Consider the following 25979-nt stretch of genomic DNA (forward strand, 5'->3'; position numbering starts at 1 on the left):
CGTGGCCGTCGCGCTGACACCGCCGAGTGTCCCGGGCCGGGCCGGCGAACTGCTGGCCGAGCTCGGTGACCGGGCCGAACTGCACGATGTGTACGACGAGACCGGCTCGCCGATCTACCACGACTTCTCCCTGAAGGACACGCACGAGGTCCGCGAACTGGTCGGCCTGGTCCGGCGGACACCCGGTGCCGTCCTCGAACTCGCCGCCGGCTCCGGCCGGCTGACGCTGCCGCTGCTCGCGCTCGGCCGTGAGGTGACCGCGCTGGAGCTGTCGGAAGGCATGCTGCGGCTGCTCGACGAGCGGCTGGCGCAGGCACCCGGCCGGCTGCGCGAGCGCTGCGTCCCGGTACGGGCCGACATGAGCTCCTTCGCGCTGGGCCGCCGGTTCGAGGTGATCGTGCTGGGGACGACCTCGGTCTCCCTGCTCGACGAGGAAGGCCGGGCCGGTCTGTACGCGGCGGTGCGTGAGCACCTCGCACCCGGCGGCCGGTTCCTGCTCTCCACGGCCGACATCGTGACGTCCGGCGCCCCGGGCCCCGACACCGACGGGGCCGCGTCCGAGGCGGAGGTGGAGGCCGTGATCGAGGCGGTCGGTGCCAGCGGACGCGTCTACCGGATGCACGACCACTGGCCGGCCGGGTCCGACACCCGCACCGTCACCATCTTCCCCGCGACGGTCGGCGACGAGGGACCCGTCACGGTGTGCACCACCACCGTCGGCGTGCTGCCCGCCGACCGCCTGGAGACCGAACTCGCGGCGTCGGGCCTGACGGTGCTGTCCCGGCACCCGCTGCCCGGCACCGGGCGCTACCGCGACGTACTGCTGGAAGTGGGAGTGACGGCATGACGGACAACGGCACCGGAACGCCCTCCGCCCGGGCCCTGTGGCCCTCGATGCTCGCTCCGGAGCTGCACGGCGACGACGGACTGTGCGCCGTGTCGGCCCAGGGCGTCCGGATCCGCTTCGCCGACGGCCGTGAGCTGCTGTGCGGCTCCAGCGGACTGTGGAACACCAACCTCGGCTACGGCAACCGGGCCATCGCCGAAGCGGCGGCCGAGGCCCTGCGCGAGGCCTCGTACCTCAGCGTCTTCCGGTACGAGAACGTCTACGCCCGCCGGGCGGCGGCAGCCCTGATCGACGTCTGCGGCCCGGACCACTACCAGCGGGTGCTGTTCTCCACCTCCGGAGGCGCCGCCAACGACCTGGTGATGAAGGTGGCCCGGCACTACCACGCGCTGCGCGGCCAGGACCGGCGCAAGGTCGTGGTCGGCCTGCGCGGCAGCTACCACGGCCTGACCTTCGGCGGTTTCGCGCTGACCGGCGACAACCTGGGGCAGCAGCTCTACGGCGTCGACCAGCGGCTGGTGCGGCACGTGGCGCCCAACGACCTCGAGGAGATCCGGGCGTTGCTGGAGCGCCAGGGCGCGCACGTCGCCGCCGTCGTCGTCGAGCCGGTGCTCGGCTCCGGCGCGGTCCCGCTCACCGAGGAGTACGTCGCCGAGCTGCTGCGCCTGCGCTCGGAACACGGGTTCCTGCTCGTCGCCGACGAGGTGGCCACCGGCTTCGGCCGGACCGGCAGCTTCTTCGCCTCGCACCGCTGGCCCGGGCAGCCGGACCTGCTGGTCACGTCGAAGGGCCTGACCAACGGCACCAGCGCCGCGGCGGCCGTCGTGGCCTCGCACCAGGTGGCCGACGCCTTCACGGACGCCGGTTCGCTGCTCACCCACGGCGAGACCCAGGCGGGCACCCCCGTCACCTGCGCCACCATCCTCGCCACCGTCGAGGAGATGCGGCGGCTGGACGCGGTGGCCCTGGGACAGCGGCTGTCGGCGCGGCTCGACACCGAACTGGAGCGCCTGGCCGCCGAGCACCCCAGGGTGTCCGGGACCACCGGCGTGGGCTGCTTCCGCTCGGTCCGCGTGACCGCGGCGGACGGCTCGCCGCTGCCGCAGACCGAGGTTCCCGCCCTGGTGGCCGCGATCCGCGAGGCCGGCGCCGTCGTGCACCCCGGGACGAACGGCATCCAGCTCTTCCCCGCGCTCACCTACACCGATGCCGACCTGACCGAGCTGCTGGACTGCGTACGCACCGGCATCACGGCGTACACGAGCCACACGGCCCACGCGACCCACGCGGCGCCCACGCGGCACGCGGCGGACCCGGCGAGATCGGGGGCGGCGACATGACCCCCGGCTGGCACTGCCCCACGGTGATGACGTACGGCGGTGACGGGCTCGCGCAGTGGCTCGGCACCCGGCCGGAACGCTCCGTCGCCCTGCTGCTGGACGGCGGCGTCGCCGAAGCCGGCATCGCGGGCTCGGTGCGGGCGCGGATCGAGCGCGGCGGCCGGACGGTCCGGACCGTCGTGGTCAGTGGTCCCGGGACGCCGGAAGCCGTCACCGAGCTCGCCGGGCGGATCCGGGACGCGGACCTGGTGGCCGCGGTCGGCGGCGGTTCGCTGCTCGACCAGGCCAAGCTGGCGGTCCTGCTGCGGGCGGACCCCGACGCGCTCGCCCGGCTCACGGTCCCGCAGCGCGGCGGGCTGGTCCTGCTGCGGGCCGAGCGGTCCCGAGGGCCCCGCCTGGTCGCCGTGCCGACGACGCTGGGCACCGGCTCCGAGCTGAGTGCCGTCGCCTGCCTCGCGTACGGACGGGGCAAGCGGCTGGTGATGGGCGGGGCGCTCCGTCCCGACGCCGCGGTGATCGACCCGGAGGCGACCGCGACGCTGCCCGCCGAACTCGTCGCGGAAGGCGTCCTGGAGGTTCTCTTCAGGATCAGCGGCAGCTACGTCGGCGACCACCGGGACCAGCCCACCGAGGACGCCCTGGCGCAGGCGCTGGCCGAACGGACGGTACGGCTCGGCAACGAGGTGCGGGCCCGCCGCGCCCTGGGCCGGGCGGCCGACGAGCGGCAGCGGACGGAGATCGCCAAGATCAGCGGCCTCAGCCACGCCGGCTGGGTGGTCCTGAACCGCTCCCCCTACGCCGGCAAGGGCTGGTACCTCGCCAACGAGCTGTCGAGCGAGCTGGGTCTGCGCAAGATGACGGCGGTCGCCGCGCTGCTGCCGCCCCTGTGGTCGGCCGTTGCCGCGGGTGACACGCGGCTCGGCTCGGCGCGCAGGCTGGACGCGCTGTGGCAGCGCCTGCGGGCGGCGGCCCTCGACCCGGTGGGCGAGGGACCGGCGGACCCGCCGCTGCCCGAGGACCCGGGGGAGGGGATCGCGGCGCTGATCGACTCCTGGGGAGTCGGACGGCGGATCACCGCGGAACCCGGCCGGCTCGCCGTCGTCGCCCGGCGCAGCGTACGGGCGTGGGGCGCGGGGCTGCCGATGCTGGACGGACTGGGTGCCGCCGACATCGAGGGCCTGCTGGCACGAGCGGTGCCCGATTCGACGCCGGTCAGCCTCTGACCGCCGGATCCACCGAGACTTCCGCGGGTGCGGGCTGTCGCCCGAATCCCGCGGATGAACAGCACATACAAGGAAGGGGGGTAAAGAAGAATGCAGAACTCTGCCGAGCTGGACATCACTCCGGCGCTCGAGCTGGGCATGCAGGAGCTGGAGGCCATGGAGGCCCCGGGCTTCTGGTCCGTGACCGGTTACATCAGCGGCGCGGGTGCCGGCGGTGCCGTCACCTACAGCATCGTCGCTTCCGTCATCGCGACGACCTGATATCCGGACTCCGGATATCGGCTCGCAATTGGAACTACTCGATGAGAAGGAGGTGTTGAACAATGCAGGACATCTTCGAGAAGAACGCCCCCGAGGCGCTTGAGCTGGGCATGCAGGAGCTGGAGGCCATGGAGGCCCCGGGCTTCTGGTCCAACTTCAAGGACGGTGTGGTCGTCTCGGTCGCCGCCAGCGCCGTCTACGGCGGTGTGGCCTCCGCGGTCGCCGTCACCTGATCCACGCCCACGCGGAGAACGACCGCACAGGCGAACCCCCGCCCCGGAAGGAAGTCTCGTTTCCTTCCGGGGCGGGGAGCCGGGTTCCCGGCCGTGGGACACCACCGGGACGACTGAGAAGGAATTGCCATGCCAAGAAATCACAGTCCGATCGCCTGTGTGTGCCACATCGCTGTGAACTCCCGCACGGAGAAAGTATGAGTAGTGCCGTCGTAGCAGATTTCCGGGGTCTGACCAAACGCTTCGGCGAGTTCACCGCGGTCGAGGACGTCACCTTCGAGGTCCCCGCCGGACGCATCGTCGGCCTGCTCGGCCGCAACGGGGCCGGGAAGACCACCTCGCTGCGCATGCTGCTGGGCCTCACCGCGCCGACCGCCGGAAGCGCCACCGTCTTCGGCAAGCCGTACGCCGAACTCCCGCACGCCGCCCACCGGATCGGCGTCAGCATGGACGGCATCGGCGTGACCCCGGGCGTCACCGGCCGCCGCGACCTCAGGATCTGGGCCAGGATGCTCGGTCTGCCGCGCCGACGGGTGGACGAGGTGCTGGAGCGCGTCGGCCTCGACGGCCGTGCCGACAAACAGCTCAAGGGCTTCTCCACCGGTATGAAGCAGCGTCACGCACTGGCGTCCGCGCTGCTCGCCGACCCCGAACTGCTGGTCCTGGACGAACCCGCCAACGGCCTCGACCCGGACGGGATCCGATGGCTGCGCACCTTCCTGCGGTCCCTCGCCGACGAGGGCCGCACCATCCTGCTGTCCAGCCATCTGCTCGCCGAGGTGGAGCAGACGGTCGACGACGTGGTGATCCTCCAGAAGACCCTGCGCTACTGCGGATCCCTCACCGAGCTCACCTCGGACGGCCGGCACAGCCTCGAGGACCGCTTCTTCGAGCTGGCCGAGTCGACCGCAACCGGAGAAGCCGCCCATGCGTAACCTCATAGCCGCCGAATGGTCCAAGGCGTTCACCGGACGCGCCTGGTGGTCGCTGGCCCTCATCGGAGTGATCCTCGGGTTCCTGGCGAGCAGCGGGTTCGTCGCCCAGGCCGAGGAGGACATCGCCAAGGGCGCCACGACCATCGAGGCCGTCACCGACCAGGTGGTCCGCTCCTGGTTCATGCTGCTGCTGTTCACCGCCCTGCTCGGCGCGGTCCTCGTCACCCGGGAGTACAACTCCGGGGCCATCGGCAGGTCCGTGCTGCTGAGCGGCGGACGCGGCCGGCTGCTGGGCGCGAAACTGCTCGTGGGCACCGGCATGGGCGTCGTGTTCGCGCTGCTCGCCACGGCACTGGCCGCCGCCTCCCCGGCGGTGTTCCTCGCGGCCTCCACCGATCTCGAGCCCGCCTGGACCCACGAGACGACGCTGACCCTGGTGGGCGTCTTCACGGTCACCGTGCTGGGCGCCCCCTGGGGGGTGCTGCTGGGCTGGATCATCCGCAACCAGACCGCCGCGGTCGCGACCCTGCTGGGCCTGACGCTCTTCGTCGACGAGGCGCTGCTGCGGCTGGTGCCCTCCGTCGGCAGGTTCACCATGACGATCGCGATGAGCTCGGTCTACCGGGACGGCAAGCCCGAACTGCTGTCGGTGCCCGTCGCCCTGATCGTCATCGGGGCCTGGCTGGCCGTGGCCGGTTACGGCGCCCGCCAGCTGTTCCTCACCCGGGACGTCATATGAGGCTCGGCCGGGCGGGATCGGGCGGGACGCTGACGCCCGAGCGGGCCAGTGCCCTGCTGGAGCGGCCCCAGCTGGCCCCCGACGTGCTGCTCCACGAGCCGATCGCCGACGGTGCGCCGTGGGTCGTCCAGCGCGGCTCACAGCAGTACATCCGGGTGGGGACCGACATGGTCCGGCTGCTGCGCGTCCTGGACGGGGAGCGCGACCGCACCCGGCTGGTGGAGGCGCTGGGGGCGCCCTGGACGGAGGAGGCCGTCGAGCGGGCGGTCGAGAGCCTGCACAGAATGCGGCTGCTGGAGGACGGGCAGCCCCACCGGCGCGCCAACTCGTGGTTCAAGTTCGTTCCACCGCTGACGTTCCAGTTCACCGTGGTCAAGCCGGAACGCATGCTCGCCGCGCTCGTGCCGCTGCTGCGGCTCGTGGCCAACCGGGGCGGCGCCGTCCTCGCGGCCGTCCTCGCCCTGGGCGGTGTGCTGTCCCTCGCGTTGCAGGCGCCCCAGCTGCGGCAGGCGCTGGGCTCCCCGCTCCCGCTGGGCGTCCTCTTCGGTGTCGCGTGCGCCTCGGTCGTCGCGACCGCGCTGCACGAGATGGGCCACGGCGCGGTCCTCACCCACCACGGGGGGCGCCCCAGCCGGATGGGCGTCATGCTCTTCTACCTGACGCCCGCCTTCTTCTGCGACGTCTCCGACGGCTGGCGGCTGCCCCACCGGGAACAGCGCGTACAGGTGGCGCTCGCCGGAGTGGTGACGCAGATGGTCATCGCCGGGTCGGTGGCGCTCGGCGCGTTCGGGGTCGGTGCCGCGTCCGGTGACTCCGGCCTGCGCGACGGCATGCTGGTGTTCGCCGTGTCCACCTACGTGACGGGCCTGCTCAACCTGCTGCCGCTGGTCAAGCTCGACGGCTACATCGCGCTCATGACCCACCTGGACATCTCGCACCTGCGGGACCGGACGATGACCGACGCGCGCCGCTTCCTGGCGAAGGTCCTCTTCGGCGGCCGGTACGCGCGGGAGCTGCCCGGACTGCGGTGGTCCGTGCCGTTCGGCCTCGCCTCCATGGTCTTCCCGGTCTACCTGATCGCGATGGCGTTCACCCTCTGGCTCGACATCCTCCAGGGCATGGGCCTCATCGGTGCGACGCTGGTGCTGGTCGGCGTCGTCTACCTCGGCTACCGCCTGTTCACCGGCACGCGGCTGCTGCTGCGCGAGGCGCGCACGGCCGGCGCCCGGATGTGGCGCGTGTGCGCCGTCGCGCTGCTGCTCACCGCCGGGGCCGGTACGGCGCTGACGACGGTGACCGTGCCGTACACGGTCACCGGCGGCTACGTCGTCGAGGACGGCAGGGCCTCGCTCGTACTGTCGGACGCGGCCGACCTGGACGCGGTCGCCCCGGGCTCCCCGGTGACGCTGTACCGGCGCGGAATGGTGACGCGCACCGAGATCGGGTCCGCGACCGTGGGACGGGGGCCGGCCGAGGAGGACGTCGCCCCGCTGTCCGCCTTCGTGCCGGTGCGGGAGGGCGACTCCCTCCCGATACCCGCCGTGCTGCTGCCGCTGTCCGTCACCGGCACGGCTCCGGCGGAGAGCATCGGGACGGCCCGGGTGGCGGCCGGCAACCGCCCGCTGGGCGAATGGCTCTACCTCTCGTACATCGCCCCGGCCGCTCGCTGACCCGGCCCACACCCGACCCAGGAAGCAGGACTCCTTCGGCATCATGGACATCATCCGGCACCTGCACTTCTGCCCGCCCGGTACGCCGTTCTTCGACCTGCCGGCCCGGTCCGCCGCGGCCGAGGACGACTTCCCCCTCGTCCACGACGAGCTGCCCGAGGGCTGGGGCCGCGCGCCGGGCAGCGAATGGGTGGTGCTGTCCCCGCCCGGCGTGACGCTGCCGCGGCAGGGCTGGAAGATCCACGTCTCGGCGACCCTGGACAACGCCGGCCACATCCTCGACGTGGTGGCGAAGTACTGCGTCGCCGAGGGCGTGATGTTCAAGTTCATCCGCAGCCGGGACCTGCTCAAGAGGCGCAACAGCAAGTACGGCGACCGCAGCGGCAGCGGCAAGTTCGTCACCGTCTATCCGCTCGACGACGGGCACTTCGAGCGGATCCTGCACGAGCTGGGCGACCTGCTGGACGGCGAGAGCGGGCCGTACATCCTCAGTGACCTGCGCTGGCGCTCCGGCCCGCTCTACGTCCGCTACGGCGGCTTCGTCCTCCAGGCCGTGCGGTCCGAGACGGGCGAGCTGATCCACTGCATCGAGGACCCCGACGGCCGTCTGGTCCCCGACCGGCGGGGCCCCGGGTTCCGGCCGCCCGAGTGGGTGTCCCCGCCGGCCTGCCTGGCCGAGGCGATCGCCGCCCGCAACGCGGGTACGCTCCGGGACTTCCCGTACCGGGTCACCAAGGCGGTGCACTTCTCCAACGGCGGCGGGGTGTACCGGGGCACGGACACCCGGGACGGCACCGAGGTCCTGCTGCGCGAGGCCCGCCCGCACGCCGGCCTCGACGCGGACGGGCGCGACGCCGTCGCCCGCCACGAACAGGAGCACTGGGCGCTGCGCCGGCTCACCGGCCTGCCCTGCGTCCCCCGGCTGATCGACTACCGCAAGGGGCACGAACACTACTTCCTGGTCCGGGAGTACGTGGAGGGGACGGCGCTGTCCAAGGAGCTCGTCCGGCGCAACCCCTTGCTGAAGGCGGTCGGTTCCCGGGAGACCGTCGCCGAGTACACCGCCTGGGCCCTGGACGTGCTCGACCAGATCGAGCGGGGCGTCGACGCCATGCACGAGCGCGGTGTCGTCTTCGCCGACCTGCACCCGGGCAACATCCTGGTCCGGCCCGACGGCCGGGTCGTCTTCATCGACTTCGAGACGGCCGGCACGCCGGACGCCACGACCGCGCAGACCATGGGCGCGGTGGGGTTCATCGCCCCGGCCGGGCACACCGGATTCGCCATCGACCGCTACGCGCTGGGCTGCCTGCGCCTCGCGCTCTTCGCCCCGCAGGTGGCCGTGCTGCCCTGGGCGCCGGAGAAGGCGGACGAGCTGATCGACGTCATCACCGGGTACTACCCGGTGCCCGGGGACTACGCGGAGCGGGTCCACCGCGACCTGGGGCCGACGGCCTTCCCGGCGCCCCGCCCGGAGGGTGCCGGGGGCGCCGAGGAGGCCGACGGCGCCGATGACGCCGAGGGCAGCGGCGGACGCGGCGAGCGGCGCGCGGCGCCGGTGTGGGCCCTCCCCGCCCCGGCCGGCCGGCCCGCGCTGCTGCGCTCCCTGGCCGACGGCCTGCTCGCGACCGCCCAGCCGGACCGCGACGACCGGCTCTTCCCGGGCGACGCCGAACAGTTCTTCACACCGGAGGGCGGACTGGACCTCGCCCACGGCGCCGCCGGAGTGCTGTGGGCCCTCGCCGAGGCGGGAGCCCCGGTGCCCGGGGAACACCTCGACTGGCTCGCCGAGAAGGCGCACGCCCTCGAGGACCCGCGGCCCGGCCTCTACGACGGACTGGGCGGCATCGCGTACGCCCTGGACCGGCTCGGCCGGAAGGACACCGCCCGCGAACTCCTCGACCGCGTCCTCGACGCCCCCCTGGACGACCTCGACCACAGCCTCCACGGCGGCCTCCCCGGCGTCGGGCTGACCCTGCTGCACTTCGCCGGGACCACCGGGGACCGCGGACTGCTGGAGTACGCGGGCCGGATCGCCGAGCGCGTCGTGCGTGTCCTCGACAACGCCCCGCCGGCCCCCGAAGGCCCCGGGAAGGGCAGGGGAGCGGGGCTGCTGCGAGGAGCGTCGGGAGGTGCCCTGTTCCTGCTCCGCCTGTACGAACGCACCGGGGACAGCGCCCTGTTGGACCACACCGCGGCGGCACTGCGGCGGGACCTCGCCGACTTCGGCTGGACACCGTGGGCGCCGTTCGCGGACGGCACCACGGGACGGCTGCCGCTGGTCGCCTCCGGCAGCGGCGGCACCGGCATGGTGCTGCACGACCTCCTCGCGCACCTCCCGGACCCCGAACTGGCCCAGGCGCGCGACGCCGTCCTCGCCGCGACGGAACTGCCCTTCGTCGCGCAGGCGGGTCTGCTGAACGGCAGGGCGGGCGTCATCATGGCGCGGGCGCACATGACGAACGCGCCGGTCCGGGAGAGGACGTGGAGCGGCGCGGGCCTCCCGGCAGGGCCGGAGCACGGCCGGGCCGGGGCAGGGCCGGAGCACGGCCCCGGCCCGGACCCCGTGCAGAGCCGGCACGCGGCGGCCCTCGGCCTCAACGTCGTCCGCCACCAGGGCCGACCCGCCTTCCTCGGCCAGGAGTCCCTGCGGATCTCCTGCGACCTGGCGACCGGCACCGCCGGTGTGCTGCTCGCCCTCGGGTCCGCGTGGAGCGACCGCCGCTGCCGACTGCCGTTCCTCTGACCGTCCCCCGAAGGGCGCTCCCGGCCGGGAGCGCCCTCCTCCCCACCGCGCGTCCACCCCGTCGCCTCCCGGCAGGAACCTCTGATGATCGACTTCTTGGCCACTCTCGACCCCGGCAACGGACTGGCGGAGAAGTCCGGCATGCTGCCCCCCGCACCGCCCGCCGACCCCCTGTGGAAGGCCCTGGTCCGGCTCTCCTGCGGCACCGACCGCGCCGAGAACACCGCGCAGGCGCTGTCGCCGAGGGTCGTCGGCGCGTACGGGTACTCGCGCATGGACGCCCTGGTGCGCGGCGCGGGCGAGGCGGTCGAGCGGTACGCGCTCTTCCCGCGGCCGGGGTCGCTCCCCGGCGCCGTCCGGGCGGCCCCGAGCACCCTCGGCGCCCGCGCGCTGTCCTTCGCCGGCCCCGGTGTCGCGCTCGGCGACGCGCGGGTCACGGAGCGGCCCCTGACGTGGTACCCGGCACGGCGGCTCCGGGACGGCGCCGAGATCCTGGTGCCCGCGGGCCTGGTCGACTACCCGGCGCCCGCCGAGGAGGCCGAGGGTTTCGACCCGGGCCCCTCGGGGGCGGCGTCCGGGCAGGGGTACGACATGGCGTTGCGCTCGGCCCTGCTGGAGACGGTCGAACGGGACGCGCTTCTCGTCGCCTGGGAACGCCGGCTGCGTCCGGCGCGCGTCGACGTCGGCGCCATCGAGGCGGACCGGGTGCGCAAGGGCAAGGAGAACGTGCACTGGCGCAGCCTGCTGAAGCTGTGGGGGTCCGCCCGGGAGGCCGGGCTCGTGCCGGTCCTCGCGGATCTGCCGACCGGGGTGCCCGGCGTGGTCTGCACCGTGGGGGTGGTCATCGACGAGACGGGTCCGCAGCCGCTGGCGACCGTCGGCTGCAACGCCACGGACCAGGTGGGCTGGAGCATGCTCGGGGCGCTCCAGGAGGCGCTCCAGATACGCTCGGCGGTGGTGAACCAGCGCGAGAGCCACGGCTACGGCGAAGCCCCGGCCGAGATCAGGGACGACGACGACCGGCTGCGGTACGTGGCGTCCCGGCAGTGCTTCGACCTCGTCGGCGAGTGGGTCGCCGGTTTCGGCGAGGCCCGGGCCCCCCGCACGGCGCGGCCGGTGACGACCTCCGCCGTCCTGGAGGGACTGCTCGCCGACGGCGCCGACCCGCTCGCCGTCGACCTGACCGGCCGGCTTCCGGCCGCCCTGCGTGAGATGGGCTGGGCGGCGGTCAAGGTCGTACCGGTCGGCTACCAGCAGTTGCGGATGGCGGAGTCACACGGCTTCAGCTGGAACTCGCGTCGGCTGGAAACAGCCGAGGCCAGGACGGGCCTGGCCGCCGCACCGGGACCGGCGCCCCGGAGCCGTCCCCACCCCCTGCCCTGAGCAGGAACGTTTCACAGATCGAGTTTCGCGGATCAGCAGAAGGAGAGGACCCCCTCATGGAGACCACACTCGGCGAGCAGATCATGCTCCTGTCCCTCGACGACACCACCGGCGCCCCCCAACTGCAGTCGCAGTCCGAATACATGATCTCCAGCGCGTCCGTACTGGAACTGGCGCTCGCGGACCGCGTCCGCATGGAGGGCGACCGCCTCGTCGTCACCGACCCCACCCCGCCGGGCGTACCGGCCCTGGACGAGGCGCTCGCGCGGATCGCCGCGGCGGACGAGCCCAAGGACGTCCAGGCGTGGATCTTCGAACTGCGCGAGGAAGCCGTCGCCGGCGCGCGGCAGGGACTGCTCGACAAGGGCGTCATCCGCGAGGAGCGGACCCGGCGCTGGGGCATCTTCCCACGAGCCGCTACCCGGAGGCCGACGGATCGGCCGAGGCCCAGGTGCGCCGGAAGCTCACGGCGGCGGTCCTGGAGGGCGAGGAGCCCGACGCGCGCACGGCCGCGCTGGTGGTGCTGCTGCACACCGGCGGGCTGCGGGACCTCGTGTTCGCCGACGCCGACCGGACCGCCGTCGACGAGCGGATGGCCGAACTGACCGAGGGGCACTGGGCCGAGCCGGCCATGAAGCAGCTGATCGACTCGGTGCACGTGGCGCTGTCGGCCTACTCGGCGTCCACGACCGTCACCGTGATCAACGCCGCCACCTGAGGGCCTGGTCGGGTGAATCGGGCGGAAGCGGAACCGCCGACCTCAGTTCTTCCTCAAGTCGTTTGCTCCGTCAACACTTTCCGTTGAAGGGGTAATGAGCTTGTGTTAACTTCCCCCGTAGTGATCAAGGTTGTACGGGGGCATGACCGGTTTTGACCAGTTCCGGTCTTCCCCCGCGCTGCGACCATAGTTCGGGGGAAGTATGGAACGAATCCTTGTCGGCATCAGCACTCCGTCGGCACGGCGCCGAATGACCGAGGCGCTGGCCGGCCTCGGGTGGCTCGTCTCGGGGAAGGACGACAGGTACGCCTCGGGAAGGCCCGTGACCCCGGCCGACGTCGCCATCGTCGAGAGCGGCACGGTGGACGCCGACCCGTCGGTCGCCGAGTGGGGCAAGCGGGTCATCGTGCTGGTCAACGGGCGCAGCGACGCGTTCTTCCGGTTGCCCCGGTGCGCCCGGGTGGCCGGAATCGTCGATCGCGACGACCCCGACCACGGTTATGTCAGGGCCGTGCGCGAGGTGTTGAGCGGGCGTGGCTGGATCTCGCCCGAACTCGTCCCCACACTGCTGTCCGGCCGGGCCGGCCACACCCTGCCGCCGGAACTGCCCACGGCCGAGATCACCCAACTCACCGGCCGGGAACGGACGGTGGCCGTACTCGTCGCCGAGGGCCTGTCCAACTCCGAGATCGCCGAGCGGCTGACCATCGAACGCAGCACGGTCAAGTTCCACGTGTCGAACGTCCTGCGCAAACTGGGCTGCCGGGACCGCGCCCAGGTCGCGGCCCTGTGGCACTCCCAGGCGCTGCCGGTCCACTTCGCGGCCTGAGCCGCCCCCGCCCCGGGGCGGGGGACGACTCGACCTCCGGCGGGCGCGCCCGCGCACCGCCGACCGCTAACTTTGCGACAGGCGCCGCAGCGCGCCCGCTCCGCGCGTGCGGACGGCGTCTCCGCGCCGCCCGGCGCGGAGACCATTCACCCGTTTTCCGTTCGGCGACGTTCGCTACAGGAAATCGACGGTCGCGGGCGCCGGTGCAATGGCAAAGAACTCCCGGCCCACGACGCGGAAAGTTGCACAGATGGAGCATGCCCCCGAGCCCCGCGTGTCGGTGATCTGTCCGACGTACAACCGGTCCCGGGCGATCCTGGACACCCTCGCCTCGGTGACCGCCCAGACGATCACCGACTGGGAGATGCTCGTGGTGTCCGACGGCAGCACCGACGACACCGACGACTGGGTCCGCCACGGCGCCCGCACCGATCCACGGATCAGACTGCTGCGCACCGAACGCCACGGTCACCCCAGCGGCCCCAGGAACACCGCACTGGCCGAGGCACGGGGCGAGTTCGTCGCCTACCTCGACCACGACGACCAGTGGCGCGCGGACCACCTGGAGGTGGTGCTCTCCCTGCTGGAGGGCGGTGCCGAACTCGTCGCCACGGGCTTCGAACTGCGCGACCCCCGAGGAACGCTCCGGGCGGCCTCACAGCCGTACGAGATGTGCTGGCACCCGGAGTTCCAGGTCCTCGGGGTGGTCTTCGAGCCGTCGCGCGTGGCACACCGGCGCGGCCTCGCGGAACGAGTCGGGGGCTGGCGCACCGGTGCGGGCCTGGAGGACTGGGACCTGTGGCTGCGGATGACCGACGCGGGCGCACGCTTCACCACGGTGGCCGACCGCACGACCGTCCTGCTCGACGACAGCGGCACGCGCCGGCACCGGATACCGGCCAGGCACCGGCTGCCCCTGGCCGTCTTCGACGACCCCCGCGCGGCACGGTCGATGCTGGAGCTCCTGCACTCCGGGCGGGACGCCGCCGCGTACCGGACCGCGCAGCTCGCCGACACCGAGGAGTGGCTCGCCCGGCTGGTGGCGGACGAACGCTTCACCAGGCCCCTGGGCTGGCGGGGCGACCCGGCGGCGGAGATCGCGCGGGCCAGGCGCTCCGCGCCGGACCTCTGGCCGGACCTCCTGGTCATCAGGTGGGGCGAGCGCTACGCCGTGGCCCAGCCACTGCGCTGCTCCACCGCCGAACACGCCGAGCGCGTCACGTCCCTGGTGCGGCGGAGCCAACCGAGGCTGTTCGCCCTCCTCGACGCGGCCGCGGCGGAGTGCGCCCGGACCGCCGGGAACCTCACGGGGGCGGGAAGACGATGAAGGCACTCGTTCTCGCCGGCGGTACCGGCACACGGCTGCGACCCATCACCCACACCGCCGCCAAGCAGCTCGTCCCCGTCGCCAACAAACCGGTGCTCTTCTACGGCATCGAGTCGATCGTCGCCGCCGGCATCACCGAGATAGGCGTCGTCGTCGGCGGCACGGCCGACGAGATACGGGCCGCCCTCGGTGACGGCTCGGCCTTCGGGGCCCGGATCACCTACCTGCCGCAGGAAGCCCCCCTCGGGCTGGCGCACGCCGTGCTCATCGCCCGCGACTGGCTCCGCGACGACGACTTCGTCATGTACCTCGGCGACAACTTCGTCGTCGGCGGGATCACCGACGTGGTGGAGGAGTTCCGCCGGGAGCGGCCCGACGCCGGCATCCTGCTCACCAAGGTCGCGGACCCGTCGATGTTCGGGGTCGCCGAGCTGGGACCGGACGGCGCCGTGGTGCGGCTGGAGGAGAAGCCCCCCGCGCCCCGCAGCGACCTGGCGCTGGTCGGCGTCTACCTCTTCACCCCCGCGGTGCACGAGGCCGTCGCCGCCTGCGTGCCCTCGGCGCGCGGCGAGCTCGAGATCACCGACGCCGTGCAGTGGCTGGTCGACTCCGGCCGCGACGTCCGCGCCACCACCATCACCGGCTACTGGAAGGACACCGGTAACGCCGACGACATGCTGGAGGTCAACCGCACCGTCCTGGAGACCGTGGAGCCGGCCGTCCAGGGATGGGTGGACGGGGCCAGCGAGCTCGTGGGGCGGGTCAGGATCGCCCCCGGGGCCCGGATCATTCGGTCCCGGATCGTCGGTCCCACCGTCATCGGCGCCGACACCGTCGTCACCGACTCCCACATCGGGGCCTTCACCTCCATCGCCGACGGCTGCCGGATCAGCGGCAGCGAGGTGGAGTTCTCCATCGTCCTGCAGGGATCGCGGATCGAGGACGCGGGCCGTGTCGAGGGTTCGCTCATCGGCCGTTCCGTCCACGTCTCCGGCGCGGTCCGGGCACCACGAGCACACCGCCTCGTCCTCGGCGATCACAGCCGGATCCGGATCGCCTCCTGAGCCCGCTTCCCGGGACACCCACGACACGAGAGACCGCGACACCCGCCATGAGAACCCTTGTCACCGGAGGGGCCGGCTTCATCGGCTCCCACTTCGTACGATCGCTGCTGTCCGACCCCACGACCGAGGCGGTCACCGTCCTGGACGCGCTGACCTACGCGGGCAACCCCGCCAACCTCGCGCCCGTGGCCGACGACTCCCGGCTGCGCTTCGTCCGCGGGGACATCCTCGACGCCGAACGCGTGGCCGGCCTGATGGCCGAGCACGACGCGGTGGTCCACCTGGCCGCCGAATCCCACGTCGACCGCTCGATCGCCGACGGCGGCGACTTCGCCTCGACCAACATGCTGGGCACCCAGGTCCTGCTGGAAGCCGCCGTCCGCACGGGCCTCGGCACCTTCGTCCACGTCTCCACGGACGAGGTCTACGGCTCGATCGCCGTCGGCTCCTGGACCGAGGACCAGCCCCTCGCCCCCAACTCCCCCTACTCCGCCGCCAAGTCGGGATCCGACCTCCTCGCCCTGGCCTACCACCGCACGCACGGCCTGGACGTCCGCATCACCCGCTGCTCGAACAACTACGGGCCCTACCAGTACCCCGAGAAGATCATCCCGCTCTTCATCACCAGCCTCCTCGACGGACGCCGGGTACCGCTGTACGGAGACGGCGGACAGGTCCGGGACTGGCTGCACGTCGAGGACCACTGCCGTGCGCTCCGGCTGGTCCTGGAGGGCGGCCGCCCGGGCGAGGTCTACAACATCGGCGGCGGCACCGAACTCACCAACAAACAGCTCACCGAGCGACTGCTGGACGCCTGCGGCCGGGACTGGGACAGCGTCGTCCACGTCGAGGACCGCAAGGGCCACGACGCCCGCTACTCCGTCGACTGGACCAAGATCCACGACGAACTGGGCTACGAGCCCCGGCGCTCCTTCGACGAGGGCCTGGCCGCCACGGTGGCGTGGTACCGGGAGAACATCGCCTGGTGGAAGGCGGCCCTGGACTGACCGGCCGCACCGCCCCCCCCGCACGCTCCGAACGCGCGGAACTCCCCGCCCTGAGTGAGACCGGCGAAGGCCCCGGCCGCACGGAACACTTCCGCACGCCACGCCGTCCGGTGCGCGGCGACGATCACGCCTCCTCCGCGAAGATGGGACCGGCCATCGAGGGCCGAAGGGAGAGCGGTGCGTGATGAAGCTCGTGGTGCAGCAGTTCCTGACGCTCGACGGTGTCTCCCAGGGGCCGGGGTCCCCGGACGAGGACACCAGCGACGGGTTCGGGCGGGGCGGCTGGTTCGTGCCGTACCTGGACGAGGAGTTCGACCGGCTGGCCGGCACCTGGCTCGGTGGGGCGGACGCGTTCCTGTTCGGCCGCCGTACCTACCAGAACTTCGCGCGGGACTGGCCGACGATGACCGACCACCCCAACGCCCCCCTCCTCAACGGCCTGCCGAAGTACGTGGCCTCCCACAGCCTGACCGAGGCCGGGTGGAACCCGACCACGATCCTGTCCGGCGACATCCCCGCCCAGGTCGCCGAGCTGAAGCGGCGGCCCGGCCGGGAACTGCAGGTCCACGGCAGCGCCCGCCTGACCCAGACCCTGCTGGCCGCCGGACTGATCGACACCTTGCGGCTCGTGATCGCCCCGGTCGTGGTGGGGCAGGGACGGCGCCTGTTCCCGGAGGGCGGAGCACCGACCGGCCTGCGACTCACCAGCCACCGGACGACACCGCGCGGCCTCTCGGTGCACACCTTCGAACCGACGGGGCTCCCGGAGTACGGAACCTACGGAGCCGACGCGTAGCCCCCCGCCACCGAAACCACTCAGGGCCTGGCCCGCACTGCGGATCAGGTCCCTGACTTGGTACTTCTCTGTCCGGGTGGCGGGATTCGAACCCACAATTACTCGTCGGGTATCTCCCGCCCTGCCCCCGTCCTTCTGTGGTCTGACGCGTCGCGAACGTTCTCCTGACGCACGCCGGACAAGAGTGTCAGACCGCGCGTGCGTGAGGTCGTGCGCGGATGGGCCGCTCCGGTGTCGGCGGTGCCGACGGTCATCACGCGGGCGGGACGAGCGGTACTGCCAGCAGGAACGGGGCGCTGCGCTCGCGTCGACGTCCGGCATCAACAAGCCGTAAAGATTGCCGGATTACGGCAAGGCGGCGTGAAGCATCCCCGGGCCAAGATGGGTGCGGCAGAAACAGGGGGTGGCCTCGATGCCAGGGCCCGGCAACGGGCGTCGGCGTAAGGGCCCAGCCGTCCGGTTCGGGGGTGAGGGCATGGCACGGGTTGGCGTCGCCGCCGTACAGCTCTTCACCCTCGTCGGCGCCACGCCCTTGGTGACCGGGCTCCGCGTACCGTCGGCGCTTCTGCCGGGCCGGGGCGAGGCACGGTCGCGTGCCCTTCCCGCCGGGCCGGGCCACGCACATCGCGGGCGACGACGACCGGGCACGGCGAGCGGTTCCCCGTACGACCCCGGCAGTCGCCACATCCACGGCTGAGCCGTAGCCGTCGCGCGTCACATCGGACGTTCCCGCCCTCAGGTCGAGCGGGCCGCCCGCCTCTTCGCAGACCTCAAGGACTTCCTATGGATTACCGCACCCTGGGCATAGGCGTGCTCGTTTGCCTCCTGCTCGCCGCCGCCGTGCTGTTCCTCGTCGCCCGACTGTTCCGCAAGGTGGAGCAGGGCAAGGCACTGATCGTCTCCAAGATGCGCAAGGTCGACGTGACCTTCACCGGGCAGGTCGTGCTGCCGGTGCTGCACAAGGCCGAGGTGATGGACATCTCGGTGAAGACCATCGAGATCACCCGGGCCGGGAAGGAAGGGCTGATCTGCCGGGACAACATCCGCGCGGACATCCGGATCTCGTTCTTCGTCAAGGTGAACAAGACGGTCGAGGACGTGGTCAAGGTCGCCCAGGCGGTCGGCACCGCACGCGCCAGCGACCGGGACACCCTCCAGGAGCTGTTCCACGCGAAGTTCTCCGAGGCGCTGAAGACCGTCGGCAAGCAGATGGACTTCACCGACCTCTACACCAAGCGCGAGGAACTGCGGTACCGGATCATCGAGGTCATCGGCGTAGACCTCAGCGGCTACCACCTGGAGGACGCGGCGATCGACTACCTGGAGCAGACGCCGCTGACCCAGCTCGACCCCGCCAACGTCCTCGACGCGCAGGGCATCCGGAAGATCACCGAACTGACGGCCGTGGAGCACGTCCGCACCAACGAGGCGCAGCGCACCGAGGAGAAGGAGATCACCCGCCAGAACGTCGACGCCCGGGAGGCGATCCTGGAGCTGGAGCGCCGGCAGGTCGACGCCGAGACCAAGCAGCGGCGGGAGATCGAGACCGTCCGCGCGAGGGAAGAGGCCGAGACCGCGAGGGTCGTGGAGGAGGAGCGGCTGCGGGCACAGTCCGCCTTCCTCAAGACCGAGGAGCAGCTCGGCATCCAGCGCGAGAACCAGGGCCGGGAGGTCGCGGTCGCGCAGAAGAACCGCGAGCGGGTCATCGCCATCGAGAACGAGCGCATCGAGAAGGACCGCCTGCTGGAGGTCATCGCCCGGGAACGGGAGACGCAGCTGACGCGGATCGCCGCCGAGAAGGAGGTCGAGGCGGAGAAGCGGGAGATCGCCGACGTCATCCGCGAGCGGGTCGCCGTGGACCGTACGGTCGCCGAGCAGGAGGAGGCCATCAAGAAGCTGCGTGCCGTGGAGGAGGCGGAGCGGCAGCGGCAGGCCGTGATCATCGCCGCCGAAGCCGAGGCGCAGGAGAAGCTGGTCAAGGACATCAAGGCCGCCGAGGCCGCCGAACAGGCCGCCACCCACCGCGCCGCCGAGGAACTCACGCTCGCGGAGGCCCGGTTGAAGAGCGCCGACCTGGACGCGCGGGCCAAGCTGCGGCTCGCCGAGGGTATCCAGGCGGAGAGCGCGGCCGAAGGTCTGGCCGCCGTCCAGGTCCGCGACAAGGAGGCCGAGGTCATCGAGAAGGCCGGCCGTGCTGAGGCCGAGGCCACCGAGGCCCGGCTGCGGGCGGAGGCCGAGGGCGCCAAGGCCAAGGCACTCGCGGAGGCCGCGGCCGTCGGCGAGAAGCTGAAGGCGGAGGCGGCCGGTCTCACCGAGAAGGCCGCGGCGATGGCCGCGCTGGACGAGGCGTCCCGCGGCCACGAGGAGTACCGGCTGCGGCTGGAGACCGAGAAGGACATCCGGCTCGCCGGGCTGGACGTGCAGCGGCAGGTGGCCGAGGCGCAGGCGACGGTGCTGGCGACCGGGCTGGAGAACGCCGACATCAACATCGTCGGTGGCGAGTCGGTCTTCTTCGACCGCCTGATGTCCTCCATCGCGCTCGGCAAGAGCGTCGACGGCTTCGTCCAGCACTCCGAGACCGCCCAGGCACTGGCGAAGCCCTGGCTGGACGGAACGTCGAGCTTCACCGACGACCTCAGCCGCGTCCTCGGCTCGGTCTCGACGGCCGACGTGCAGAACCTGACCGTGTCCACGCTGCTGATGAAGCTCATGAAGACGGGCGGCGTCGACTCCGGGGCTCTGGAGCAGCTGCTGAGCAAGGCCGGCGAGCTGGGACTCGCCGACACCCGGCTGACGGCCCTGAACGGCAGCGCCAAGGGCTGACGGACCGCGGACGTGGAGCTGCCGCGCGGGGGGCGGCGGCTCCACGACCGCTCATTTCGACGTCTCGACTTCCTGAGAGGGACCTCATGACCACCGCCCTGGACACGGGAACGTACGAGGTGCTGCGCGACCGCCTCACCGCGCAGGCGGCCGAGCTGGCCCGTCGCGCCGAGGCGCTGAACGCCCGCCGCGTCGAGGAGTTCGGCTCCCTGCGCCTGGAGCTGGCCGGCACCGAACAACTGCGCACGGAGTCGGCGTGCGTGCCGCGCGACCTCGTGGCCGTCGGCGACGTCCTGCTCTTCGGGTACAACACCGTCCCCGGCCGCGGGGCCGAAACCACCGTGCGCGACGTGTTCGCGCTGCACGACCGCGCCCTGAACAGGCTGCCCGACGACGCCGTGCCCGGCCTGCTCGACGATCCCGCGTTCGTCCGGGAGTTCGCCGCCCTCCACCGGTACTTCCACCAGGCCAGGCTCCTCCAGCTGCGGCGGGTGGAGGACAAGGTGCTCGCCGTCTTCCGAACGGGCGAGAAGGCGGACGACATCCGGGTCCTGCGCTGGGCGCTGTCCGACGACGGCCGGGCGTCCTTCCTCGACGCGCGCGGTGACCGCGACCACGTCCTCCCGCCCGCGCACGACTTCGCGTGGACGGTGACGACCCGCGAGGACCACGTCCTGGGCCGCCACCCGCACGTCTCCATCGAGGGCGAGGTGTTCGTCGAGACGCTGGGCGGGACGCTCACCGTCAAGACCGAGGACGACACCGAGACGGACGAGGGCGTGTACGCCGAGCCGGTCGCCGAGCCGCTGCAGTCACTCGCCGACGCGCACATCGCGTACGCGCGGGTGGGCGCCCTGATCCTGGTGGACGTCCTCCCGTACAAGGAGGACACCCACCGCTACCTGGTGTTCAACACCCTCACCAGGACCGTCGTCCGCCTCGACGGCATCGGGCAGGCGTGCCGCCGGCTGCCCGAGGACCAGGGCATCGTCTTCCCCGGCGGCTACTGCCTGGCCACCGGCACCCACCGGACGTTCGACGGCGTCGACACCGACGGCATGGAGTTCGAGCGGGCGGTCCGCTCCCCGAACGGCGAGGACGTCCTCTTCGCCTTCCACGCCCGCGCGGCGGGCCGCAGTCTCCTTCTGCCCTACAACGTCATCCGCAAGGAGGTCGCGACCCCGCTGTCCTGCCACGGCCGGGCCCTGTTCGACGACGGTGCCCTCCTCACTCTGCGGGCGGCCGGCACCGACCCGCAGCGCGTGCACCCCGTGCAGCGGTGGGTCTCCCCGTACGTCTCCGACACCCACGCCGCCGCCCGGCCGGCCGGCACCGGCCCGCTCGCCCGCGTCGGCAACGCCGACCTCGTACGCGGCATCTCCGACTGCCTGTCCGTCACACGCGCGGTCACCGAGACCACCCCGACCGGCGAGGTGTACGAGGCGCTCGTGGCGGCCTGCGCACGGGTCGCGGACTCCCACCACTGGCTGGCCGAGGCGGACCTCGGCGCCCTGCACGAGCCGCTCACCCAGGTGAGGGACACCGCGAAGCAGGTGCTGACCGAGTTCGAGACGGTGCAGACGCTCACCCGCCAGGCGGCCGACGCGCTCACCGAGGCCACGGCACGCGTCGCCGCCCTCGTACGGCGCCTGCGCGGCGAGGCACCGCGCGGCGCCGAGGCGTGGGTGACCGGGCTCACCGAACTACGGCAGGCCCAGGGCCGCCTGCTCACCCTCAAGGACATGCGGTACGCCGACACCGACCGCATCGACGAGCTGGCCGCGGACGTCGAGCACGACCTCGTCTCCTTCGGGCAGCGGGCCGTGTCCCACCTGGCGCACGAGGACGCCTTCGCCGACCACCGGGCCGACATCGAGCGGCTCGTCGCCGACGCCGAGGCGATCACCACCGTCGCCGAGGCGGAGCCCCTCACGGCCCGCCTCGACGAGCACGCCGACAACCTGCGCACCGTGACCGACGTCGTCTCCGGCCTGGACATCGGTGACACCACCGTCCGCACGTCCGTCCTGGAGCGGATCGCCGAGGTCCTCGGTGGCGTCAACCGCGCCCGCGCCACGCTGGACGGCCGCCGCCGTGCCCTGCGGGACCGCGAGGGCCGGGCCGAGTTCACCGCCGAGTTCGCGCTGCTCGGCCAGGCGGTCACCGGTGCGCTCGCGGCGGCCGGCACCCCCGAGGAGTGCGACGAACAGCTGGCCCGCCTGCTGGTGCGGGTGGAGGACCTGGAGTCCCGGTTCGCCGAGTCCGACGGCTTCCTCGCAGAGCTGGCGGACAAGCGGGACGAGATCCACGAGGCGCTCTCCGCCCGCAAGCAGACCCTCGCCGACGCCCGTGCCCGCAGGGCCGAGCGCCTGGCCGAGTCGGCCGACCGGGTCCTGACCACGATCGTCCGCCGGGCGTCCGCGCTCGCCGACGCGGACGCCGTCACCACGTACTTCACCTCCGACCCGATGCCGGCCAAGGTCCGCCGTACGGCCGACGAACTGCGCTCACTCGGTGACCGGGTCAGGGCGGAGGAGCTGGACGGCCGTCTGAAGTCCGCCCGCCAGCAGGCCCTGCGCGCCCTGCGCGACCGCACCGACCTGTACGCCGACGACGGCCGCACCGTCCGCCTGGGCGGCCACCGCTTCGCGGTCAACACCCAGCCCCTCGACCTCACCCTCGTCCCCCAGGGCGAGGAGCTGGCCTTCGCCCTGACGGGCACGGACTACCGCGCTCCGGTCGCCGACCCCGACTTCGCCGCGACCCGCCCGTACTGGGACCGCCCGCTGTCCTCGGAGTCGCCCGGCATCTACCGCGCCGAACACCTCGCCGCCCGACTGCTCGACGAGCACGGACCGGCCGCCCTCGCAGCCGCCGAGGACCTGCCGGCCCTGGTCCGTCACGCGGCGGAGGAGGCTTACGACGAGGGCTACGAGCGCGGCGTCCACGACCACGACGCGGCCCTGATCCTCACCGCCCTGCTGCGCCTGCACGAGGGAGCGGGCCTCCTGCGCCACGAGCCGGCCGCCCGCGCCGCCGCCCAGCTCTTCTGGACGCACGGCACGACGGCCGAGGAGCGCGACACCTGGACCCGACGCGCCGTCTCCCTGGCCCGGGCCCGCGACACCTTCGGACTCGCGCCCGCTATCGCCGACCTGGAAGCCGAACTCGCCGACGCGATCGGCACACGAGCGGCAGCCGCCTACCTCTTCGAGGAGCTGACGACCGGCCCCGACGGCTTCGTGCTCGGCGCGGGCACCCGGACCCTGCTCGACAAGTTCCGCCGCACGGTGGACGCCCGCGCCTACGACGACGACCTCACCGGCCTCACCGACCCGGCCGCCCGCAGACAACTCGTCGAGGCGTGGCTGACCTCGTACACCACGGCGACCGGCACCGACCTCGCCCCCGGAGACCTGGCCGAGGCCGTGGCCGCGGAGCTGTGCCCCGGCCTGCCCCGCTACGAGTCCGACGCTCCGCTGACCGAGACCGTCGAGGGCCTGCTCGGCACCCACCCGCGCGTCCACAACCGGACCCTGATCGTCCGAGTCGACGAACTCACCGCCCGAGCCCGCGAGTTCCGCACCCGAGAGGTCCCCGCCCACCGCGCCTACCAGCGCCACCGCGCGACACTGATCGCCGCCGAGCGCAGCCGCCTGCGGTTGGACGAGTACCGGCCGCGCGTGATGTCCGCGTTCGTGCGCAGCAGGCTCATCGACGAGGTCTACCTCCCCCTGATCGGCGACAACCTCGCCAAGCAACTCGGCACCACGGGTGACACCAAGCGCACCGACACCGGCGGCCTGCTGCTGCTCATCTCCCCGCCGGGCTACGGCAAGACGACCCTCGTGGAGTACGTCGCCGACCGGCTCGGCCTCCTGCTCGTGAAGGTCAACGGCCCGGCCCTGGGCCGCACGGTGACATCGCTCGACCCGGCCGAGGCCCCCAACGCCACCGCCCGGCAGGAGATCGAGAAGATCAACTTCGCGCTGGAGACGGGCAACAACACCCTCCTCCACCTCGACGACATCCAGCACACCTCGCCCGAGCTGCTGCAGAAGTTCATCCCGCTGTGCGACGCCACCCGCCGCATCGAGGGCGTGCGCGACGGCGAGCCGCGCACCTACGACCTGCGCGGCAAGCGCTTCGCGGTGTGCATGGCGGGCAACCCGTACACCGAGTCCGGCAGCCGCTTCCAGGTCCCCGACATGCTCGCCAACCGCGCCGACGTGTGGAACCTCGGCGACGTCCTCACCGGCAAGCAGGACGCCTTCGCCCTGAGCTTCGTCGAGAACGCCCTGACCGCCAACCCGGCCCTCGCCCCGCTCGCCGGCCGCGACCGCGCCGACCTGGAACTGCTGCTCAGGCTGGCCGGGGGCGACCCGGCCGCGCGCGCCGACCGTCTCGCCCACCCGTACGCGCCCGCCGAGCTGGACCGGATCACCGCCGTCCTGCGCCACCTGCTCACCGCCCGGGAGACCGTCCTCGCGGTCAACGCCGCGTACATCGCCTCGGCCGCCCAGTCGGACACCACCCGGACCGAGCCGCCTTTCCGACTCCAGGGCTCCTACCGCAACATGAACAAGATCGCCCAGCGCATCCAGCCGGTCATGAACGACGCCGAGCTGTCCGCCCTGATCGACGACCACTACACGGCCGAGGCCCAGACCCTCACCACCGGCGCCGAGGCCAACCTGCTGAAACTGGCCGAGCTGCGGGGCACCCTCACCGCCGCCCAGACCGGGCGCTGGTCCGAGCTGAAGGCGGCGTACGTCCGCACCCAGACCCTCGGCGGCCCCGAGGACGACCCCCTCACCCGAGCCGTCGCCGCCCTCGGCCTGCTGGCCGACCGGGTCGCGGCCGTCGAGTCGGCCATCAACCGCGCCACCGACCCGCGCCACCTCATCGCCAACCCGGCAGCCCGGCACGCCGCCAGTCCGGAGCGGGGGACCGGAGAGGTATGAGGAGGACAACCCAGCGCATGGCGTCTTCCCGCAACGCGGCAGCGTCCGGCGGGCGGCGCTGCTCGTCAGCACGTGAGTCTTGCCGCTCCTCGGCGGGGCGGCCCTGTGGTTCCTAGGACGGAGGCCGAGATGACCGGGAGATACACGGAGCCGCAGGTGTGGCGGGCGGGATGGCCGGCCCGCGTGGCGGCTGCGGGATCATGCCTGTTGTTCCTGGCGTTCGTCGATCGTCCCGCCGGAGGGACGCTGGCCGACCCGCGGCCCGGCGCAGTGTTCTTCGCAGCGTGGACGTCGCTGGTGGCCGGTTGGCTGTGTTGCCGAGTGGGACTGTGGCGCCTCACCGCTGACCGGGACGGGGTGCACCTCCGCAGGATGTGGACCGTGACGTTCCTGCCGTGGTCGGAGATCGGACGAGTGGAACTGCGGCGCGACGGGCTGCTCGAGTTCGTGGGAGCGATGGAGATTCCGCTGGCGGGCCTGTTCCTGCCGTCATGGGCCGACAGGCTGATGGGACGTCGAGGAGCCGGATGCCGAGCCGCGCAGAGGCTGACCGGGATGGCCCGGAACGCCGATCTGCGTCCGCAGGCCCGGGCAGGGCGGGCCGCGACCGGCTCGGCGTTCGCTTCTCGGGCACTGCCACTGGCGGTCGCCTTGTTCGCCGCAGCGGAGTGGATCCACCGCTGAGCCATCCGCACCCGGAGGATAGTTGTGGGCTTGTACGTGAACTGGGGATCCCTGACGGGCTTCACCACGCTGTGGTTGCCATTCGCGGTAGCCCAGTGCCGTGGCCGGACGCTTCCGTGGCTGCGTCACCGCGGGCCCGTACGCCTGCTCGGTGCAGCGGGCCTGGCGCTGTACGGGGTGGTCGTCGCCAATACCGTTCCCCGGCTGGCCGGCGCGGGGCCGGGCACCCTGGCAACGGCTCCTGTCCTGCTGACGGGCATGCTGGGCGTCGCCCCAGTATCGGCCCGGTCTGCCGCCTGATCCGGCCGATGGCCGACTCCGCTCTCCGCTGAGACGGCTGCGCGGGGACGTCGAAAACCGACAGGACCGGTCGAACGTTGGAAGCCAGTG

20 protein-coding genes and 1 pseudogene are annotated in these 25979 nt (G+C 72.5%); all 21 read left to right on the plus strand.

Annotated elements, in window-relative coordinates; genetic code table 11:
• The first annotated feature begins 1 nt into the window (after position 1).
• The 21 genes and pseudogenes from mpaM to ACLIN4_RS18870 all read left to right on the plus strand — a co-directional run bounded on the left by mpaM (position 2) and on the right by ACLIN4_RS18870 (position 25889).
• Positions 2–847 (plus strand): daptide-type RiPP biosynthesis methyltransferase, encoded by an 846-nt coding sequence (gene mpaM / locus ACLIN4_RS18770; RefSeq protein ID WP_290013267.1) that lies wholly within the window; start codon positions 2–4, stop codon positions 845–847.
• Positions 844–2187 (plus strand): daptide-type RiPP biosynthesis aminotransferase, encoded by a 1344-nt coding sequence (gene mpaD / locus ACLIN4_RS18775; RefSeq protein WP_411576032.1) that lies wholly within the window; start codon positions 844–846, stop codon positions 2185–2187. The genes mpaM and mpaD overlap by 4 nt, the downstream gene beginning before the upstream one ends.
• The gene (gene mpaC / locus ACLIN4_RS18780; protein WP_290013264.1) at positions 2184–3410 is read left to right on the plus strand and encodes a daptide-type RiPP biosynthesis dehydogenase; all 1227 of its coding nucleotides are present in this window, start codon (positions 2184–2186) and stop codon (positions 3408–3410) included. The genes mpaD and mpaC overlap by 4 nt, the downstream gene beginning before the upstream one ends.
• Positions 3411–3500: 90 nt before the next feature.
• The gene (locus tag ACLIN4_RS18785) at positions 3501–3671 is read left to right on the plus strand and encodes a daptide-type RiPP (RefSeq protein ID WP_179342685.1); all 171 of its coding nucleotides are present in this window, start codon (positions 3501–3503) and stop codon (positions 3669–3671) included.
• A gap of 62 nt (positions 3672–3733) precedes the next feature.
• Positions 3734–3904, plus strand: a complete 171-nt coding sequence (locus ACLIN4_RS18790) for a daptide-type RiPP (protein WP_179342686.1) — start codon at positions 3734–3736, stop codon at positions 3902–3904.
• A 197-nt stretch (positions 3905–4101) separates the two neighbouring features.
• Positions 4102–4839 (plus strand): ABC transporter ATP-binding protein, encoded by a 738-nt coding sequence (locus ACLIN4_RS18795; protein ID WP_100045340.1) that lies wholly within the window; start codon positions 4102–4104, stop codon positions 4837–4839.
• Positions 4832–5578, plus strand: coding sequence for an ABC transporter permease (locus ACLIN4_RS18800; protein ID WP_411576033.1), 747 nt, complete (start codon positions 4832–4834; stop codon positions 5576–5578). The genes ACLIN4_RS18795 and ACLIN4_RS18800 overlap by 8 nt, the downstream gene beginning before the upstream one ends.
• Positions 5575–7248 (plus strand): daptide biosynthesis intramembrane metalloprotease, encoded by a 1674-nt coding sequence (mpaP, locus tag ACLIN4_RS18805; protein WP_289908665.1) that lies wholly within the window; start codon positions 5575–5577, stop codon positions 7246–7248. The genes ACLIN4_RS18800 and mpaP overlap by 4 nt, the downstream gene beginning before the upstream one ends.
• Before the next feature lie 43 nt (positions 7249–7291).
• On the plus strand, positions 7292–9994 hold the full coding sequence (gene lanKC / locus ACLIN4_RS18810; RefSeq protein WP_411576034.1) for a class III lanthionine synthetase LanKC: 2703 nt from the start codon (positions 7292–7294) through the stop codon (positions 9992–9994).
• A gap of 84 nt (positions 9995–10078) precedes the next feature.
• Positions 10079–11377, plus strand: a complete 1299-nt coding sequence (locus tag ACLIN4_RS18815; protein WP_289908668.1) for a YcaO-like family protein — start codon at positions 10079–10081, stop codon at positions 11375–11377.
• Between the two features lie 83 nt (positions 11378–11460).
• Positions 11461–11969, plus strand: a pseudogene (locus ACLIN4_RS18820) (GOLPH3/VPS74 family protein); the annotation flags it as partial.
• Positions 11970–12095 (plus strand): hypothetical protein, encoded by a 126-nt coding sequence (locus ACLIN4_RS18825; protein ID WP_411576817.1) that lies wholly within the window; start codon positions 11970–11972, stop codon positions 12093–12095.
• Positions 12096–12297: 202 nt separating this feature from the next.
• Entirely contained in the window at positions 12298–12924 is a 627-nt protein-coding gene (locus ACLIN4_RS18830; RefSeq protein WP_107476571.1) for a helix-turn-helix transcriptional regulator, read from the plus strand.
• Between the two features lie 250 nt (positions 12925–13174).
• Positions 13175–14251 carry a glycosyltransferase gene (locus tag ACLIN4_RS18835; protein WP_107476570.1) on the plus strand — a complete coding sequence of 359 codons (1077 nt, stop codon included), beginning with the start codon at positions 13175–13177 and terminating at the stop codon, positions 14249–14251.
• On the plus strand, positions 14248–15315 hold the full coding sequence (locus tag ACLIN4_RS18840) for a glucose-1-phosphate thymidylyltransferase (protein ID WP_290013258.1): 1068 nt from the start codon (positions 14248–14250) through the stop codon (positions 15313–15315). Before ACLIN4_RS18835 ends, ACLIN4_RS18840 begins: the two co-directional genes overlap by 4 nt.
• 47 nt (positions 15316–15362) lie before the next feature.
• On the plus strand, positions 15363–16322 hold the full coding sequence (rfbB, locus tag ACLIN4_RS18845) for a dTDP-glucose 4,6-dehydratase (protein ID WP_107476569.1): 960 nt from the start codon (positions 15363–15365) through the stop codon (positions 16320–16322).
• A gap of 184 nt (positions 16323–16506) precedes the next feature.
• Positions 16507–17118: a dihydrofolate reductase family protein gene (locus tag ACLIN4_RS18850; RefSeq protein WP_107476568.1), complete on the plus strand. Its 612-nt coding sequence runs from the start codon at positions 16507–16509 to the stop codon at positions 17116–17118.
• A 783-nt stretch (positions 17119–17901) separates the two neighbouring features.
• A complete protein-coding gene (locus tag ACLIN4_RS18855) occupies positions 17902–19941 on the plus strand; it encodes an SPFH domain-containing protein (protein WP_107476567.1) in 2040 nt (679 codons plus the stop codon).
• A gap of 86 nt (positions 19942–20027) precedes the next feature.
• Positions 20028–24905 carry a DNA repair ATPase gene (locus ACLIN4_RS18860; RefSeq protein ID WP_411576035.1) on the plus strand — a complete coding sequence of 1626 codons (4878 nt, stop codon included), beginning with the start codon at positions 20028–20030 and terminating at the stop codon, positions 24903–24905.
• A 129-nt stretch (positions 24906–25034) separates the two neighbouring features.
• The gene (locus ACLIN4_RS18865; RefSeq protein WP_107476565.1) at positions 25035–25589 is read left to right on the plus strand and encodes a hypothetical protein; all 555 of its coding nucleotides are present in this window, start codon (positions 25035–25037) and stop codon (positions 25587–25589) included.
• A 30-nt stretch (positions 25590–25619) separates the two neighbouring features.
• Positions 25620–25889, plus strand: coding sequence for a hypothetical protein (locus ACLIN4_RS18870; RefSeq protein ID WP_307652397.1), 270 nt, complete (start codon positions 25620–25622; stop codon positions 25887–25889).
• The last annotated feature ends 90 nt before the right edge of the window (positions 25890–25979 follow it).

Origin of the sequence: Streptomyces mutabilis (genome assembly GCF_046628145.1) — a bacterium.
Taxonomy (GTDB): Bacteria; Actinomycetota; Actinomycetes; order Streptomycetales; family Streptomycetaceae; genus Streptomyces; species Streptomyces mutabilis.